Genomic DNA, 16,470 nt, shown 5'->3' on the forward strand with positions numbered 1-16,470 from the left:
GGAAGGTTCCGTTCCCTTGGCTGGATCAGCCCACCAAATCAACACTAGCGCCGCCGGAAACAAGCAGACGAAACGGATAGGGAGGTCGTTCGGTGTCGCGGATCTACCTGGACCACAACGCCAGCACGCCGATTGATCCGAAGGTGGCCGCAGCGATGCGACCATACCTGGAGGAAGCGTTCGGCAACCCGTCGAGCGGCCATTGGGCGAGCCTGCCGGCGAAGGATGCCCTGGAGCGCGCCCGCGGCAAGGTCGCGGCCATGCTCGGATGCCGGTCCGACGAGATCGTGTTCACGAGCGGCGGCAGCGAAGCGAACAACCTGGCACTCAAGGGCACCTTCTTCGCCGGGCCCCGCGACGGCGCGCACATCGTCACCACGGCCGTCGAGCACCCGGCGATCCTGTCGCCCTGCCGGTTCCTCGAGCGGCTCGGCGCGGCCGTGACCTACCTGCCGGTCGACGGCACCGGCCGCGTCGATCCCGACGACCTGCGCCGCGCGATCAGCTCGCGCACGATCCTGGTCAGCGTGATGCACGCGAACAACGAGGTCGGCACGATCCAGCCGATCGAGGCGCTGGCGCAGGTCGCGCGTGAGCGCGGGGTCCCGTTCCACACGGACGCGGCGCAGTCGGTCGGCAAGATCCCGGCGAAGGTGGACGATCTCGGGGTCGACCTGCTCAGCGTCGCCGGGCACAAGCTCTACGCGCCCAAGGGCATCGGCGCGCTCTATGTCCGGCGCGGGGTCGCGCTCGAGCCGCTGATCCACGGGGCGGGCCACGAGGGCGGCCGGCGAGCCGGAACCGAAAGCGCCCTGCTCGCTGCCGCTCTCGGCGAAGCCTGCGCGCTGGCCGCCGACCTCTCGGCCATGGACGGTGTGCGCCGGCTGCGGGACAGCTTCTGGGGCGGGCTGCGCGAGCGCTTCGGCTCCCGCGTCGTGCTCAACGGCGACCCCGAACACCGCCTGCCCAACACGCTCAACGTCGCCTTCCCCGGCGTCGTGGGTAGCGAGCTCCTCGGTAAGCTCGACGGCATCGCCGCCTCGACTGGCTCGGCCTGCCATGCCGGGCGAATCGAGCTGTCGCCGGTGCTGGCGGCGATGGGCATCGCGCCCGAGATCGGCATGGGCGCCATCCGTTTCAGTCTCGGCCGCCGGACGACGGCCGCGGAGATCGGCACGGTCCTGGAGCGGCTCACCGCCGCGCTCGTCCCGGCGTCGTGATGACGCACGCGCGACCGACAGGCGGATCCGACGAGGGCCGAGACCGACCGCCTGTTCCGGCTCAGCATCGCCGCTCGTCGCCGGAACCGGAACGTGCGACGCGCCTCGAGAGGAGGGCGGCATGAGGACTCGAGGGAACAGAGCCTGGATGGCGCCCGCAGCGGCAGCTCTGTCGATGCTTGCCTGCTACGGCACGCTCGCGGCATCGGCCCTGCTCGGCGCGCTCGGCGTCACGATCGCCTTGAACGAAGCCGTCTGGGCGGGCGCCATCGTCATTTTCGCCTGGCTGACGCTGCCGGCGCTCTGGCTCCGATGGCGTCGCCATCGCCTGCTCCGGCCGCTTGCCCTCGCGGCCGTCGGCGTGGCGCTGATCAGCATCACGATGACGGTTGCCTACGCGCGCGCCGTCGAGATCGTCGGCTTCGTGTTCCTCTGTGCGGGAACCTATCTCGATTGGCGCGCGGCGGGCCGCGCTCGGAGGAAGACCGCGTGACCGACATCGAGGGCCGACCGCCCATCCTGACGTACAAGCACTTCGGTTCGCCGTCGGCTTTCACCCCGGAAAGTCTGCTGCGCGAAGCGCGACGCCAGAAGGGGCTCGCCGAGGGAAGCGTGCCCGAAGCCTGCATACTCGATCCGGACGGGGATCTCGTGCGCCGCCTGAAAACGGAGGGCCGCGCCGCCGCCGATCCCGCCTGGAGCTGCTATCACACCGAGCTCCACCGCTTCGTCGAGGCCGGCATCGAGTTCGGCATCATCGGCTGCGCGGTCGGAGCCCCCTTCGCGGTGCTGCTCGCCGAGCAGCTGTTCGCTTCCGGCTGCCGGTTGCTGATCAGCATGACCTCGGCCGGGCAGCTGGTGGCGGTCCGACCACCACCGTACTTCGTCCTGATCGAGCGGGCCCTGCGCGACGAGGGCACCAGCTATCACTACGCCGCGCCGGCAGAGTTCAGTGCGATCGACGACGCGCTCATGGCAACCCTGCGCGGCGCGTTCGACGACCTGCGGGTCCCGGTGCTCCGTGGCGCCACCTGGACGACCGATGCGCCGTTCCGCGAAACGCTCGAGGCGATCGCGACGATGCGGGCGAAGGAGCTGCTCGCGGTCGAGATGGAGGCGGCTGCGCTCTATGCCTTCGCGCGAGCCCGCGCGAAGGCCGTGCTTTGCTTCGCGCACGTCACGAACCAGATGGGCCGGATCGAAGGCGACTTCGAGAAGGGCGAAGCCGACGGCACCACCGACGCGCTCGGAGTTATCGTCGCCGCAGCCAGGCGGCTCATGGAAGTGCCGCCAGCGCCGGGCAGAGCCAGCTGAAGGCGGGCGAGCGGCGACTCCCGCCGCCCCCAAGGGCGGCGCCGTCTTCGGCAGCGATCATCGTCCGTGTCCCGCCGAAGGCCGCCGCGAGGCGCGGCACTGGAAGGTGCCTGCCGCCCTCCGCCGTAACCGCAGGAATCCTCGCGCGCCGCCCGGCGACCGCGTCGGCCGGCCGTTCTACGCATCAGAGGGTCAGGTTCTACGGATTAAGGGGATTCGCTGGGCGCGTGTGGCGGCTCGTTCTACGGGTTAAAGGCACCGGACGGCGCTGAGAGCCTCGGATTCTACGGATTTGGGGGAATCCGACAATGGGGCCGATTCTGGCCCTGTCGCCGGCGTTGCGGCAAGAGTCCGATAAGGGATACTTATCGGATGTGTGAATGCAGCTTCCGAAAGCGGATCAGTAGCAAAGTGGAAAGGTCAAGAACGCTTGGTTAGGAGCGGGAAGAGCGTATAGAATCGTCTCTATGCCGAAAGTCCGGGACCCCATCGAGGACGGGCTGGACCTCCCGTCGATCTACGACCGGGAGGAGGACGAGCCCGACTGGCCGGAGGCCCCTGCCCTGCCCGCAAGACGGCAGCGGCCGCAGCTGCCGTCCGGCGCCGGCGGGAGTTGGCGGGCGCTCGTGGCCCTGGCGCGCCTCGACCAGCGGCGCCGCGCCCTCCCCGCTTCGCTCGACGCCGGCGTCGCGCGCCTGCTGCTGCTCGAGGCGGCCGCCGGTCTGGCAGCGGTGGAGGACCGCCCGGTCGGCGCCGGAGCCATTGCACGCGCCCTTTCGGACAGCCTCTTCGGGGCGCCCAGCGCGGAGATCTCGGCGAGCCTTCGGGGACATGGCCTGCTCGAGCGGCTCGAGCGGCGCACGCCGGCCGAGCTGCTGGACCCGGATGATCCTCGCGGGCTCGCGCCGACCCTCGGCCTGGAGGCGGCCGAGCTCGGCCGTTGCCTCGCCGACCCGCTGCCCGAGGAGCCGATTGCGGCCGCGGCCACGGCGCTGCGCAGGCTCGACGTCGAGCTCGCCGGCGAGCCGCTCGCGCGTCTGGCGGCGTCGGCCGCAGCCGGCGCCTGTCTCGGTCTCGCCGGGCTCGGCTCCCCTGCCCTGCTGCTGGCCGCCTTCGCCGGCCGGGCCGGGTCCTTCCGCCCGGCGGCGATCGACGGTCCGGAGCGTCTCGCTGCGACCCTGGAGGCTGCGGCCGGCGCCTGGCACGGCCGGCTCAGCCGGGCCGAGGCCTGGTGGAGCGCGCTCGAGAGGCTTCCCCTGCGCCGCGGCGACCGGCGCGGCGACCTGCTGCGCCTGGCGGCGTCCGATCTGCTGGTCTCGGCGCCGGAGGCAGCCGCGAGGCTGGGGATGACGGCGATCGCGACGGCGGCGAGCCTGGGCCGGCTCGAGGAGGCTGGCTGGCTGCGGCTGCTGACCCGCCGGCGGCGCTATCGGGTCTGGCTGCCGAGCTGGGCTTCGGAGCTGGCGTGAGGGACCTGTCCGGCGCTCGTAGCTGAGAGCAGGCGCGGTTGCGCAGTCGACATGAAGCAGCGGCTATCAGATAGCGGTTAGCGATGGCCTTCGGTCATTTTGATGCCGGCGATATCGCCGACCGTCTGTGCCTCCTGGCGCGGTGCCTGCCCGGCCGAATCCCGTCGCCGCACTGGGTCACGGAGTTGGGGAAGGGAGTGGGAATCCCGGTTAGCTAACTTGACTAAAGCGCATGACCTGACTAACTTAGCCATGGCTCGCCAGGAGGCCCGCGATGCGACAGTTCACCGTTCACGCAGCGAAGACCAATCTCTCCAAGCTCATCGAGGCTGCTCTTGCCGGCGAGGAGATCGTGATCGCCAAGGGCAGCACGCCCGTCGTGCGGCTCGTCCCGGTCGCCAAGTGTGCCTTCAAGGTCGGCCTGCTCGAGGGCCGGCTCGGCCGGGGCCCGGACTTCTTCGAGCCGATGGAGGAAGGCGATCTCGAGCTTTGGGAGGGCAGCCGGTGACGGCGGTCCTGCTCGACACCCACGCCTGGGCCTGGAGTCTTGGCGGGGACGAGCGGCTCTCGAGGACGGCCCGGGGCGCCATGGAAGCAGCCGACGCGGTTCTGGTCAGCCCGATCAGCTTCTTCGAGGTCGCCCAGAAGGTGCGGCTCGGCAAATGGCCGGAGATGGAGCCTTTCGCGGGCAAGCTCGCCGTTCTGCTCGGAGAGCAAGGCGGCTCGATCGCCAGTCTGGAACCGGAGATCTGCCTGTCGGCCGGCATGATGGCCTGGTCGCACCGCGATCCATTCGATCGCCTGCTGGCAGCGACGGCGACCCACTTCAAGCTACCTCTGGTGTCGGCTGATGCGGTGTTCGACGGGATCGTCCGGCGCGTGTGGTGAGGGCCCGGCGGCTACCGGCGGCGGGGACCGCCCTGCCCTCTCCTATCCTACACCCTAGAGCGGCAGCAGCCCGGCGCGCTGCTCGCTGACCACCATGAGGCCCGGTGTGCCGTCCATGGTGGTGATGGGCAGCATGACGCGGTCGTAGTTGACCCGGATCTTGCGCTCGCCCGCGACCTCGGCGATCAGGGCGTCGACGTGGTGGCGCTTCGGCTGCTGGTCGAAGTAGGCGGCGAAGTAGGCCTCGGCGCACCAGGCGCTGAACTCCGGGTCGTGCTGCTCGTCCCAGTCGATCGGCCGGCGGTTCGCATCGCGGACCCAGAGCTCGCCGAAGCGCTCCTGCAGCTCCGGCCCGATGTACTGGTAGAAGAGCCGGCCGTCGTGCTTCTCGCGGAGCACGATCGTCCGGCCGAGCAGGCCGAGCTTCTGCAGGTGCTTGGCGAGCTCGGGGCAGAAGCGGCCGCCGTGGTCCGACCAGGCCTCCACGACCGACGGCAGGTGACCGCCGTCGATCTCGAGGGGCGACACGGCGGCAGCGTGGTAGGGCCGCCAGGCGCTGAGGGGAACGACGGATTCCTTCGACAGGGTCCAGAGCTTCTGCAGCTCGTCGAGGCGCCGCACGAGGCGTTCGGGGCGGCTGTAGATCTCCTCGAGGGTCCAGTTTGGGCTGTGGATGCGAATTCTCAGGCGGTCGAACTGCGAGGGAACTGGCGTGTTTCCGATTTCGTCGATGCCGCACTCGTAGTGAACAAGACCCATGCTACCTGATCGCCCCCCCAATGGCCTGCCTGACCGCCGTGCTACAGCGCATGCGGGCACGCTAGTTTGGGTCAGTGCAACTGTCCATATTGGAGACGCGTCAGGCGCATAGTTTCGGGGAGAATGCGCGCGAGGGGGGATGCACGGAGGCAGCGAACGCCGATCAGTAGCGTCGTCGGCGGTCGAGCTCCTTGGAGCTCGGCACATCCATGCCCCAGGCGCGCAGCGCGTCCAGCAGTCCGTCCTTCTTGATGAGGCCGCGCTTGTCGCAGAGGCGGTCGAACTCCTCCTTGATCCAGGTCGGCACGCGCACGGCGAAGAGAATCGGGGTCCAGTCTCGCTCGTCGCGGATCGGACCCAGGTGGGTGCCGGTCTGCTGGGCGAGCTGCGCGAGCTGCCGCTCGACGTCGCACTCCTCCCGGGGCTGCCGGGGCGACGGGGCGCCCCTGCCCTCCCGCGATTGCTGGCCGCCGGCGGAGGGGCCCGGAGCAGGCGACGCCGGCGCCGGCTGGGGGCGCTCGGCTCGGGGCGTGTCGTCTTCGAGGCTGATCGTGGTGCCGCGCTTGAGAACCGCCATCACGACACCTCCTCGGTCACGGCTTGCCTGCCGGTGCGGCGATCCCAGGGCCCGCCTGGCCGATAGTAGGCCAGCAGGCCTTTCGTCTGGAGGGCGCCCATCAGGTGTCCGAGGGAGACGGCCGCCTTGCCGCCGGGCAGGTCGCCGGTGGCGTGCATCTCGCGCCAGCCGGTCAGCGTCGGGACGGCGGTCGCGAGCAGCGGCACGCCCTGGTTGAGGAGGCTCTGCATCATGATCTCCGTGATCTTGGCGGTCAGCGAGACGTTGGTCATGACCGCGAGGGCTTCCTCCGGGCGATCGGAGATCTCCCGCACCTCCTGGAGCTTGCGCCATGTCTTGAGCGCGCCCTTGGCGTCCGGCGAGGACGGGCCGCAGGGGATCAGGACCAGGTCCGACTGGGCAGCGGCGTAGACGATCATCTGGCTCTCGATTCCGATGGTGTCGATGAAGATGACGTCGTAGCCGTCCTTGTGCTCTGCGATGAGGGGCCGGAGGCTGGCGCTGTCCGACGGGTCGCCCTCGAGCACGTCGAAGCGGGCCCCCTCCCCTTCCCCCTCTTCGGCGAGTCGCTCGGCGGTGTTGTGGAAGGCGAGGCAGGTGTGCTGTGGGTCGAGGTCCAGGATCAGGCACTTGGCGCCGTCGCGCGCCATGTAGGCGGCCATGGCACAGAGCAGGGTGGATTTGCCGACCCCGCCCTTCTGCTGGATTGCGGAGATGATCTGAGCGGCCATGGAAGCTCCCGGGTCTGTCGTGCGGCGGCCTGTAGCGGCGAGCTAAAGGCTAGCTGAAAGCGGCTAGCGGTTGTCCGATAGCGTATAGCGGTTAGCGGGTAGCGGCAAGCAGGTATCAGTTAGAGGCTAGGCGTTAAGGGATAGCGGATAGTGGGTAACAGATAACAGGCAACGGTTAGCGGGTAATGGTTATCGGGTAGCGGTTAAAGGAAACCAGGTCGCCTGTTATCAGTTAGGCGTTAACCGGTAACTATTAACCGCTAGCCAATAGCAAGCGTCCTCATTGACGAGGCGGATCAGCTAACGGCTATCGGCTAGCCGGTACCTGACCGACCGCGCCATCGCAACCGGCCGGAAGATCCAGGGGACCGCGAAGCCTAGCGCAGCCAGCACCACCGGCGGCCGGAGAGCGTACCTTCGACCACCGTCATGACAGCGCCGGCACAGACGGGGCCACGCGGTGCCGCCGCCTGGGTCCCGGCCGGAAGCGCCTCTGTGGCTCCCGCCACTGCAGTCCCTGGGGCTGTTCCGCCGGAGAAGCCATCGCCCAAACCACTCGGCGAGATCGAAGGGGGCACGCCGAGGTAGACGACCAGCGCGACCGCCGCGGCGGCACCGAGAAGCGCGGCCGCGGCATGGGAGGCGACCCGCCGCGGACGCGGTCGAGCGGAAATCGGAGCGGCCAGCAGAGGCGCGAGATGTTCGGCGATCTGCCGGGACAGCTGGGTGGCCTCGCCCGTGCCCCAGGAGGCAGGGGAGGGCTCGCCCGCGCGCGCCCCACCCGCGACGCTGCCCGGCCCTGCAGCAAAGGGTGGAACGTTATCCTCGCAAGGGGCGGCTCCGGCGGTCGCGCCGAGCGGTCGGTCCTGCGCATCCTGGGCATCTGCGTCGTCGGAAAGAGGGGAGGGGGTGGACGCGGCCCCGGCCCGGCCCGCGCTCGCAGGCCCGGTGAGGCCCGTCAAGTCCATCTCAGCCAACGCGCTGCGGCCATCCTCGACCTCGGGCGGGCTCGTCACCGCGCCCGGCAGGTCCTCCCCTGCTTGCCCTCCAGGCCAGGTCTCGTCGGGCCAGGTGTCAGGGGCCCAGCTCTCGTCCTGCAAGGTCCCGTACGGCAAGGTCTCGTACTGCGGGGCCTCGTCGGCGGCCTCGTCCCCGAAGCCGCCGAGCGTTGCATCGAAGGGTGCGGGACCGAGCGACAATGACGGCCCCTCGTCGTCCCCCTCGGTTTCGGGCCATTCGCCCGGCAGATCCGCTTCCTCCCCGTCGTGGGCCAGGACGTCATGGGCCGGGAGCGCCACCGGGGCCTCGCCGATCGCGCCCGGGCCGTCGAGCTGGTCCGGATCGTCGCGGAGCTCGCCCTCAGGTCCGGGATCACCGAGTGCCGGCTCGCCCGCGAGGGGCCGGGCAAGGTCGGACGGCTCGGCCTGGGATTCGTCGACGGGCGGGGCCGCGTGAGGGGGCGAGGGAGCCTCGAGCAGGGGATCGCCTTCCGGCCCCCCCGCGGAACCGGCCAGCCCGGCGTCCGCGACCTCCTCGTCGTCGATCCAGTCCAGGGGCTGCGGATCGCCCGCCTGCGGCCGGTCGTCCTCGTAGGCGTCGATCGATCGCGAGAACGACGGATCTCCGGCGCCGGCGTCGTCCGGCGCCTCGTCTTCCCCGGGCGCGGCCGCGAGAACGGCGTGGTCGCCCCCGGCGTCGGCCTCTTCCTCCGGGCCGACGAGGTCGCGCACCGAGCCCAGGATCGAGCTCGGGTCGGTGCCGAAGCGGTAACCGGCGCCACCAGGCGCCTCCAGTTCGATGTCCATCGCGCCATCCTCCGGTTTGCAGCGCCCGAGCGGCCCGTTCCCCGTTCGAAGCCGGGGCCTGCCCCCCGATCGGGGGGCAGGCTCCGCCAGGGGCAGGGCGCGAGGGCAGGCCCCCGCTTCCGCGGGAGCAGGTCCCCGTTTTTCACGAGGACAGGCCTTGTTCCGTCGGCGAGGATAGCGGGAAACGCGCAAAGAGGGGAGGGCGGCCGTCGAATAGAGTGGATTCCACGCAATTGTGCGCGAGTCTCTGAGCAGGGGCAGCCGGCAAGTCGCGAGGTTGTCACAGCGCTCGAGGCCGGGGTCGCCAGCGAGCCGACATCGGTGCTCGCCCGGGGCGACGAGCCTTTCGACATCCCCTGGTCCGAGCTCGCGGATCGCATCGTCCGCTACGGAGGCAACCGTGGGAGCGGCGCAGGGGGCGGAGGTTCCGGGCCCCCAGGCAGCAGTGGTGCGGTCTATCGCGACGTCGACAAGGACAGCCTGAAGGGACTGTCGCAGGGTCCCCGGAAGAAGTGACACGTGGGCGGTCCGTTTGGCTCTTTGCTCGGCTTTCCACTTGCCTCGGCGAATCCGCTCGTGCGACTCTGGCGTTCTCCTTTCGTTGCCAGGAGTTCGCCATGCCGGTTCCCCCGTCGGATCCGTCGCTCCCCGGGGAGTCGACTTCGCCCGCGTCGGCCTGGCCGGCGCCGATCGACCTGAGGCGGGTCGAGCCGGCGCGCAACTGCTTCCGCTTCTACCGGCTCGTCGTTCAGCAGGATCTCTTCGGCAGCCCCTCGCTGCTGCGCGAGTGGGGACGGATCGGACAGTCCGGACGGACGCTCGAGCAGCCCTGCCCCTCGCTGCAGGACGCTTTGGCGGCGCGATGCGACCTGCTAGACAGGAAGCGGCGGCGCGGCTACCGCGTCGCCTGATCCGGAGCCTATCGGACTGGCAGGGTGTCAGGGCAGCGAAAGACTTCTCGGGCGGGCAGGCGGCAAGGCGCCGGTCGGCAGGGCGAGGCGGCGTCGGGCGACGGCCGGGAAGCGGCCTTCCAGGCATTGCGCGCGCTCTGCGTCGCCGCGACTGCGGCCGAGGTCGACCTCGGCGAGTGGGCCGGCGAGGCCCAGATCGCCGAGCGGCGTCTGGTTTCCCTGGCGTCCCACGCCGGAGTGGGCGGGGGCGCGCCGGTGGACGACGAAGCGCCCGTGCCGCCGAGCCCCGAGGAGCTGCGGCGCCTCGAGCGGGCACTCGGCACGCTGACGCGGCGCCTCGTCGAGGTGCCGACGCTGGTGCAGGCGCTGCAGCGCCTGCTGGGCGATCGTGCGTGACCCGCGGGTTCGCGCCGCAGGCCTTGAAAAGCCGACATCGGCGCTCGAAAATCCTTATGACATCGCTAAAATGCCCCTAGTCGGGTAAGCTGCATCGGATTTGCTGTGGCCCGAGCGGACGGCGCCGGGGTGACGACCTTCGTCGGAGACGCCCCGGTGGTTCCCAGAAGGTGGAGGATCGCTCAATGACTGGCGAAGCCAAGGGCCGGACGGAGGGGGCCAAGAGCGCTCCCGCGAAGGGCCAGGCCGCCCGCCGCCGGAAGACCGGGCCACGCCCGAAGCCGGTGTCCGCCGAGGAGGCGGTCCCGGGCTGGACGCCCGCCTTCGGCGAGCGCTTCGCCGAGCTCATCGACGCCGTCGGTGGGTACCACAAGGCGGCCGACCTGACGGGGCTGCAGCGCGACACGCTTTCGCGCCACGCCCGGGGCAAGGCCAAGACGCCGCTGCACTCCGCCCAGATCCTCTGCGAGACGGCGGGGGTGAGCCTCGACTGGCTGGCGACCGGCGAGCGCGCTCACCCCGGAGACAAGGCCGCCGGAACCACCTTCCCGGAGGGCTTCGTCAACGACGCCGAGCAGGCCTGGGAGGTCGTCGAGGCGGCAGCGGGCCAGCTCAGCGCCGCGCGCAAGGCCCGCGTCTTCGCCTACCTGCTCGGCCAGATCGCCGAGGGGCGCGCGCTCGGGCTCTACGGGAGCGCCCTGACGCAATTCCTCGAGCGCCAGATCGAGCGCGCCCTCTACCTGGAGGGGCGCCTTCAGCGCGGCGACCAGAAGCAGCGCAACATCGCGTGAGGCCCGGGCCGGCAGGCCGGGAGCGTTCGACAGCGGCGATGTCGAGGCCGCAAGAGGGCCTCTGATGTACTCTTGGACTTGTTCGGCGCCATGAGGGCGAGCCGTCACCCGACCGGCAGCAGCTCGGCGACGGCTCGCCAGAGGCCGTCCGGCAGCGGGCGGCCGGCGCGCGGCAGGCTCCTGAGACCCTGGCGCCCGCCTGCGAGCAGGACGTCGTGCTCGCGCGCCGGCTGCTCGAGATCCGTCTCCGCCGGCAGATCCTCCGACAGCAGCCAGGTCACCAGATCTGCTCCCGTGGCCTGTCTCGGTGATGATGGGGAGCGGGGGGACGGCCGCCCGGCGCCCGCAGGCAGGAGCGGCTCGAGCAGCTCCTCGAGCCAGTAGGCGAGCCCGGCAGCCGCGACGACGCTGCGCCGGTCGACGGCCCCGTGGCAGAGCGCGAAGAGGTAGAGGGTGCCGTCCGCGCCGCCGACGAAGAGCTCCAGCTCGTCCGGCGTTCCTTCCGGCAGGAGCGTGCGGCTGAGCGGGCCGAGCAGCCGGCCGGGTCCGGCATGGCCGAAGCCGCGTGCGGCGAGCACCGCCGCCAGCACCGGCGACCGGCCGCTTCCGGATTCCGGAGCGCTCGCCGCGCGGTTCCCCGCGGCAAGGGGGCCGTCGCGGCCCGGTCCCGGCTCGGCGGGCCCCGGCTCCGAACGGAGAACAGGTCCCGGCGGGGCAGGGGAGGCCGGGCAGGGCGCGCTCGCTGCCGCGCCGTCGGCGTGAGGCCTCACGCTCCCGCCGTCCCAAAGCGGCGCTGCCGCCCGCTGCGGGAGCGCGCGATCGACCGGGGCTCGCACGCCTCCCTCGACGGTGGCCTCGGGCGCTCCCAGGGGCCGGCCCGCCGAGGAAGCCGATGGAGAGGCGCCTCGGCAGGACCGCCACAGCCGCCCGATGCCGCGCGACAGCGGGTCGGCGGTCCGCCTGGCGGCCGGCAGGGCGAGCAGCAGCAGCAGCAGGGCGGCGGGATGCAGGGCCAGCCAGGCGAGCTGATAGGGGGTCGCGAAGGCGGCCCCGCCCTCGACGGCGTGCCAGATCGCGCGCCAGTCGCCGGCGCGGAGGGGCTCGAAGCCGAACCAGGCGAGCAAAGCCTGCCGATAGCCCGCGAGCACGCCCGCGGCGAGCAGCAGGAAGATCGATGTCCCGCAGAACTGACGCATTGCAGCGAATATCGCGCCTTGATACGCGTTTCTTGCCTTATGCGGGAGCATGGGGCAGGATCGGCGACGGAACAAGGCTAGCATCGGTGGCGAATCATGGGTATTACTCGGACGCCCGTCGTGTCCGGGGCGCCGTCGCAATGTACAGGGCCCTCGGGCCTAAAGGTGGCGGCAGCCTGCACGGCAGTGGTCGATCCTCGAGCGCTGCCGGCGACTTCAAGTCGCTCTCCGGTGTCGGCCTTGTTCCACCCCCGGCACGGCGGCGCGTCAACGCAGGACCGGCCGCGGGAGCGATCGGCACGCACGCGCGCTCTGGTCCTCGCGTCCCTCGCATTCCTGAGCTTTGCTCTGCCGGCGCAGGGTGCCGACTTCTACGAGCTGACGCCGGAAGGCGGGCTCGTCGCGGTGCCGGCGACGGCGCCGCGACCGCCCGCTGCAGCCGCGGCGGCCGCCCGGGCGCCGGTACGGCCGGTCGCGGCCGCGGGCTGGATCCAGCTGACGCCGGCCTGGCCGGGCCAGGCGGTAGCGCCGGCCGGGCAGCCTGTCCCGGGCTTCGGACGGGGGCGAGCGGAAGCGGCGAGCGGCAGGCCCGCCGGCTCCGGCGATCGGCCGTCGCTGGCCCCGGCGCAGCCACGCCGGCTGCTCGAGGCCGCCGTTCCGGCGACCACGCAGGGCCCCGGCGGGCAGGACGGCGGGGCCGGTCCCAAAGCGGGTCATTCTGGCGGCGGCCAGCCGATAGCCCTGTTCGTCGATTCGGGGCGCGCGGATCCGGGAGGCGCGCGGCAGCAGGCCTCGGCCGCCGCCAGCGACGCGCCCGCGCCGCCCGCCGCCGGCGCGCAGCCAGAGGTCCGGGCGCAGCCCGGGAGTGCTGCCCAGCCGGCGCCTACCCGGCCAGCCTCTACCCGGGCGGCGCCTGCCGAGCCCGGCTCGCGCGACCACGGGGGACAAGGCGCCGGGATCCTCGCCACCCAGGAGGCACACGCAAGCGCCACGCGCTCGCCGGATCCCGGTGCCGATCGGGAGGCCCCCGCCGAAGCGCCCGCGGGCGGCGCACAATGCGGTCGCCCCGAGGTCGGGCGCACGGCGGGTAGGGACGCTGCCGCGGTGACCTGGGTGGCCACCCGCGGCCAGACGCTCCGGCAGGTCCTCGACCGCTGGACCCGAGCCGCCGGCTGGGTCCTCGCGTGGCCCGAGGACGGCGACTACGACATCATGGCCGACGCCAGCTTCGGCGGCAGCATCGCGGATGCGGCCGAGTGCCTGGTCAACGCCTTCGCGTCGGCGACGCCGCCGCCCTGGGCCAAGATCTACGAGACCAACCGCGTAATCGTCGTCGAGGCGCCGGCCCCAGAGGCCTGGCAATGAGCGGCCTGGCAACGAGAGGCCCGGCAACGAGAGGCCCGGCCCGGAGCGCCCAGAGGACGGGGCGGCTGGTTCCGGCGCTCCTGGCCGCGCTGCTCCTTGCGGGCTGCGCCGCCGGCGACGCCGAGCGCACCGCCGAGCGAGCGCACAGCGAGGCCGAGCGCCACCTGGCGACGACAGCGCCGGCGGCGGGCACGCTCGCCACGGTCGGCAACGTGCAGAGGATGTCCGGGGTGTGGCTGGGCGACAGGTCGCGGAGGCTCGATCCGCGCGACCTCCTGCCGGGCGCCCTCGAGGGGCCGAAGGGTGTCACCCTGGCGCTGCCGCCGGTGGGCCTCGAGGAGCTCGCCGCGAGGATCGCCGAGCAGAGCGGCCTCAGGGTCGATCTCGAGGGCAAGCCGGTCCAGGCCTCCGGAGGCAGCAGCGACAGCGAGGACTTCCGCGTCGTCTACGAAGGTCCGCTCAGCGGCCTGCTCGACATGATCGCGGCCCGCTACGACCTCGAGTGGGACTACAAGCCGGGCCGCCAGGAGATCCTGCTGCTCGCCAGCGTGACCCACACCTTCCGGCTGGAAACCCTGCCGATCGGCTTCACCTTCGGCGGGTCCGTGACCTCCGGCGGCAGTCTCGGCGCGGCGGCCGCCGGCGCCGCCGGCGGGACGGGCAGCAGCGGGGGCAGCGGCAGCGGCAGCGTTTCGCTCCAGGCCCAGGCCAGCGTCGCCAGCTGGACCCAGGTGACCGACACGGTGCGCGGGCTGGCCGGCAGCGGCGGCGAGGTCGCGGTCTCGCCGGCGACCGGCGACGTGGTGGTGACGACGACCCCGAGCCGGATGCGCCGCATCGCGGCCTACATCAGCCAGCAGAACGAGCGCCGCCTGACGACCGTCGCGCTGCAGATCACCATCTATTCCTGGCAGCGCGACGACCGCGACGCCTACGGCATCAATCTCGACGCGCTCTTCCAGGCGGCCGGGCTCTCGGTCGGCCTGTCGAGTCCGGCGAGCAGTCTCGGCGAAGGCCTCGCCCAGGGCAGCATCGCGGTCATCGAGCAGGGGGCCCTGCCGGGCAGCCTGGTGGGCAGCCAGGCCGTGGCCCAGGCCCTGTCGAAGGCGGGCGAGGTCGGCGTCGTCACGAGCGTGACCCTGGTCACGCCTTCCGACGTGCCGGTGCCCTGGCAGGCCGGCCGCGACACCGCCTATCTGGCGAGCGTCAGCCAGACGGATACCGCGAATGTCGGCTCGAGCGTTTCGCTGGAGCCCGGCGTGGTCACCGACGGGCTGGTGCTGACGGCGCTGCCGCGCGTGCTCGACGACCGCCGGGTCTCGCTCGCTCTCTGGCTGCGCGAGACGAACCTCGTGTCGCTCAACACCATCTCGAGCGGAGACGCCAGCATCCAGGTGCCGGAGCTCGACAGCCGCACGATGATGCAGCAGGCGGTGGTCAACTCCGGGGCCACTCTCGTGCTCGCCGGCTTCGAGAGGGCGCGCGGCACCCGCGACGGAGCTGGGGTCGGACATCCGGCGCTCTGGCCCTTCGGGGGCAGCCTCGACGCCCAGTCCAGCCGGGAATCGCTGGTCCTCGTCGTCACCCCCATGGTCCGCCGCAGCAGGGTCGAGGAGACCCGCCGGTGAACGCGCGCCAAGAGCCATATCTCGAGGCCGAGGGAGCCGCCGCGACCGCTGCCGGCTGTCGCGCCGTCGAGATCGGCGGCGAGCGATGGGTGCTCGGCCTGGAGTGGCGCACCTCGGATCCGAAGATCATGGCGCAGCGGATGCGCGAGCTCGCGCGCCAGGGTTATCAGTACGCGCTGCGCCGCCGCTCCTTCGCCGCCAATGCCGGCTTTGCCCGCATGGCCGGGGCCGATCGCGCCGCTCCGGAGGAGCGACCCCTGGCGGGCCTCCCGAGCGCCGCGGCGGCGCTCGCCGATCGCTTCGCCGGCGACCGCACCTGGTGTGCCGTGCTGCGGCTGGATGCGGCTGTCTGGTGCCTCGCCGTCTCCCGCGACGCCGTCGTCCAGGACGAGGTGGTCCGCCTGCCGGATCTGCCGGACTGGTGGAGGGAGCATGGCAGCTCCGTCCGCTGGAGCTGGCTGGTCCTGGACGGCCGGCTCGATCGCGACCTCTTCGGCCTGGACGAGGAGCTCGCGTCGCACTGCCTGGAGGCCGGGCCGGATTGGCTCGTCACCGAGCTCGGCCGCCTCGAGCCGGCCGACCGGCTGAGCGCTCTCGGCGGGCCCCGCCGGCGCCTGCCGGGCAAGGCGGTCGCGGCCGTTGCGGCCGTTGCCGCGGTCGCTGCGGCGGCGGTGCTCCTGCTCCCCGGCGAGCCGCCGCCGCCGGCGCCCCGGCCGGTTCGGACGGTCGCACCGGCGCCGGCCAAGCCGATCGTCGTCGGGCCGCCGGAGTGGGCCGGGCAGGTCGAAGCGCCGCGCTATCTGCAGGCCTGCGAGGCCGCCGTCGACGGGCGCGCTCTCGCGCTGCCCGGCTGGAAGCTCGAGGAGGCGCGCTGCAGCGGGCCGCTGCTCACCTACCGCTATCGTCGCGCCGGCGGCTCCCTCACGCTTGCGCTTGCGCTGCTGTCGGCCCCCGGCCAGCGGAGCGCCGGTGTCCGGGGCGCTGCCGGGGCCGCTGCCGCTGCCGGGGGCGCTGGCGGGGGCGGGGGCGACAAGGTGGACATCCAGGACCGCGGCGAGCAGCTCGAGCTGACGCGGCGCGTCCTGCCGGTCGTCGGCCGGCAGCGGGACGCGGCACGTCCCCGGGAAAGCGCGCTCGAGCTCGCCAGCAAGCTCTGGGCCAGGGCTCAGGAGCTCGACCAGCCGCTGGATCTCTCGGCGGTTCAGCGGACGCCCGCGCCGAGCGAGCGGAAGCCTGGGCCGCCGTCGGTGGCCTACGTGACCCTCAGCGCCGTCAGTCGCTTCTGGCCGGAGACCTGGGCGCAGCTCTTCGCCGGCGTGCCGGGCCTCGTCGTGCAGGAGGCGAGGCTGGCCGGCGGCCAGTGGAACTACAAGGGGCGGATCTATGTGCTCGACTAGAGCAGATCGTGCCCTGAAGGGAT

At 72.0% G+C, this 16,470-nt stretch carries 17 protein-coding genes; 12 read left to right on the forward strand and 5 right to left on the reverse strand.

Features of this window, described 5'->3' with window-relative positions:
• Positions 1-92: 92 nt before the first annotated feature.
• The 6 genes from B9O00_RS12900 to B9O00_RS12925 all read left to right on the forward strand — a co-directional run bounded on the left by B9O00_RS12900 (position 93) and on the right by B9O00_RS12925 (position 4,891).
• Complete coding sequence (locus B9O00_RS12900; protein WP_085123092.1) at positions 93-1,220, forward strand: cysteine desulfurase family protein; 1,128 nt, start codon at positions 93-95, stop codon at positions 1,218-1,220.
• 148 nt (positions 1,221-1,368) lie between these two features.
• Positions 1,369-1,713: a MerC family mercury resistance protein gene (locus B9O00_RS12905; RefSeq protein WP_159460207.1), complete on the forward strand. Its 345-nt coding sequence runs from the start codon at positions 1,369-1,371 to the stop codon at positions 1,711-1,713.
• Positions 1,710-2,534: a nucleoside phosphorylase gene (locus tag B9O00_RS12910; RefSeq protein ID WP_085123215.1), complete on the forward strand. Its 825-nt coding sequence runs from the start codon at positions 1,710-1,712 to the stop codon at positions 2,532-2,534. Before B9O00_RS12905 ends, B9O00_RS12910 begins: the two co-directional genes overlap by 4 nt.
• Positions 2,535-3,001: 467 nt before the next feature.
• On the forward strand, positions 3,002-4,003 hold the full coding sequence (locus tag B9O00_RS12915) for a hypothetical protein (RefSeq protein WP_085123094.1): 1,002 nt from the start codon (positions 3,002-3,004) through the stop codon (positions 4,001-4,003).
• Positions 4,004-4,277: 274 nt separating this feature from the next.
• A complete protein-coding gene (locus B9O00_RS12920) occupies positions 4,278-4,511 on the forward strand; it encodes a type II toxin-antitoxin system Phd/YefM family antitoxin (RefSeq protein WP_085123095.1) in 234 nt (77 codons plus the stop codon).
• Positions 4,508-4,891 (forward strand): type II toxin-antitoxin system VapC family toxin, encoded by a 384-nt coding sequence (locus tag B9O00_RS12925; RefSeq protein ID WP_085123096.1) that lies wholly within the window; start codon positions 4,508-4,510, stop codon positions 4,889-4,891. Before B9O00_RS12920 ends, B9O00_RS12925 begins: the two co-directional genes overlap by 4 nt.
• Positions 4,892-4,945: 54 nt before the next feature.
• On the opposite strand, the gene B9O00_RS12930 is transcribed toward B9O00_RS12925, so the two are convergent.
• From B9O00_RS12930 to B9O00_RS12945, 4 genes are all read right to left on the reverse strand, one after another.
• Positions 4,946-5,650, reverse strand: a complete 705-nt coding sequence (locus B9O00_RS12930; RefSeq protein ID WP_143596216.1) for a hypothetical protein — start codon at positions 5,648-5,650, stop codon at positions 4,946-4,948.
• A gap of 163 nt (positions 5,651-5,813) precedes the next feature.
• Complete coding sequence (locus tag B9O00_RS12935) at positions 5,814-6,227, reverse strand: hypothetical protein (protein ID WP_085123098.1); 414 nt, start codon at positions 6,225-6,227, stop codon at positions 5,814-5,816.
• Entirely contained in the window at positions 6,227-6,958 is a 732-nt protein-coding gene (locus B9O00_RS12940; protein WP_085123099.1) for a ParA family protein, read from the reverse strand. Before B9O00_RS12940 ends, B9O00_RS12935 begins: the two co-directional genes overlap by 1 nt.
• 377 nt (positions 6,959-7,335) lie before the next feature.
• Positions 7,336-8,763 carry a hypothetical protein gene (locus tag B9O00_RS12945; RefSeq protein ID WP_085123100.1) on the reverse strand — a complete coding sequence of 476 codons (1,428 nt, stop codon included), beginning with the start codon at positions 8,761-8,763 and terminating at the stop codon, positions 7,336-7,338.
• A 617-nt stretch (positions 8,764-9,380) separates the two neighbouring features.
• On the opposite strand from B9O00_RS12945, the gene B9O00_RS12950 reads away from it, so the two are divergent.
• The 3 genes from B9O00_RS12950 (at position 9,381) to B9O00_RS33040 (ending at position 10,861) form a co-directional block, all read left to right on the forward strand.
• Entirely contained in the window at positions 9,381-9,674 is a 294-nt protein-coding gene (locus B9O00_RS12950; protein ID WP_085123101.1) for a WGR domain-containing protein, read from the forward strand.
• A gap of 126 nt (positions 9,675-9,800) precedes the next feature.
• A complete protein-coding gene (locus tag B9O00_RS12955; RefSeq protein WP_085123102.1) occupies positions 9,801-10,070 on the forward strand; it encodes a hypothetical protein in 270 nt (89 codons plus the stop codon).
• A 185-nt stretch (positions 10,071-10,255) separates the two neighbouring features.
• Positions 10,256-10,861 (forward strand): hypothetical protein, encoded by a 606-nt coding sequence (locus B9O00_RS33040; protein WP_085123103.1) that lies wholly within the window; start codon positions 10,256-10,258, stop codon positions 10,859-10,861.
• A 104-nt stretch (positions 10,862-10,965) separates the two neighbouring features.
• Here B9O00_RS33040 and B9O00_RS12965 read toward each other — a convergent pair whose 3' ends face one another.
• Entirely contained in the window at positions 10,966-12,108 is a 1,143-nt protein-coding gene (locus tag B9O00_RS12965) for a hypothetical protein (RefSeq protein ID WP_143596217.1), read from the reverse strand.
• Positions 12,109-13,161: 1,053 nt separating this feature from the next.
• On the opposite strand from B9O00_RS12965, the gene B9O00_RS33045 reads away from it, so the two are divergent.
• Genes B9O00_RS33045 through B9O00_RS12980 form a run of 3 tightly spaced genes read left to right on the forward strand, consistent with a single transcriptional unit; the run spans position 13,162 to position 16,447 of the window.
• Entirely contained in the window at positions 13,162-13,422 is a 261-nt protein-coding gene (locus B9O00_RS33045) for a TcpQ domain-containing protein (protein WP_159460208.1), read from the forward strand.
• Positions 13,419-15,050: a secretin GspD/PilQ domain-containing protein gene (locus B9O00_RS12975; RefSeq protein ID WP_085123106.1), complete on the forward strand. Its 1,632-nt coding sequence runs from the start codon at positions 13,419-13,421 to the stop codon at positions 15,048-15,050. The genes B9O00_RS33045 and B9O00_RS12975 overlap by 4 nt, the downstream gene beginning before the upstream one ends.
• On the forward strand, positions 15,047-16,447 hold the full coding sequence (locus B9O00_RS12980) for a type 4b pilus protein PilO2 (RefSeq protein WP_085123107.1): 1,401 nt from the start codon (positions 15,047-15,049) through the stop codon (positions 16,445-16,447). Before B9O00_RS12975 ends, B9O00_RS12980 begins: the two co-directional genes overlap by 4 nt.
• Positions 16,448-16,470: the final 23 nt, after the last annotated feature.

This window comes from Tistlia consotensis USBA 355 (genome assembly GCF_900177295.1).
Taxonomy (GTDB): domain Bacteria; phylum Pseudomonadota; class Alphaproteobacteria; order Kiloniellales; family DSM-21159; genus Tistlia; species Tistlia consotensis.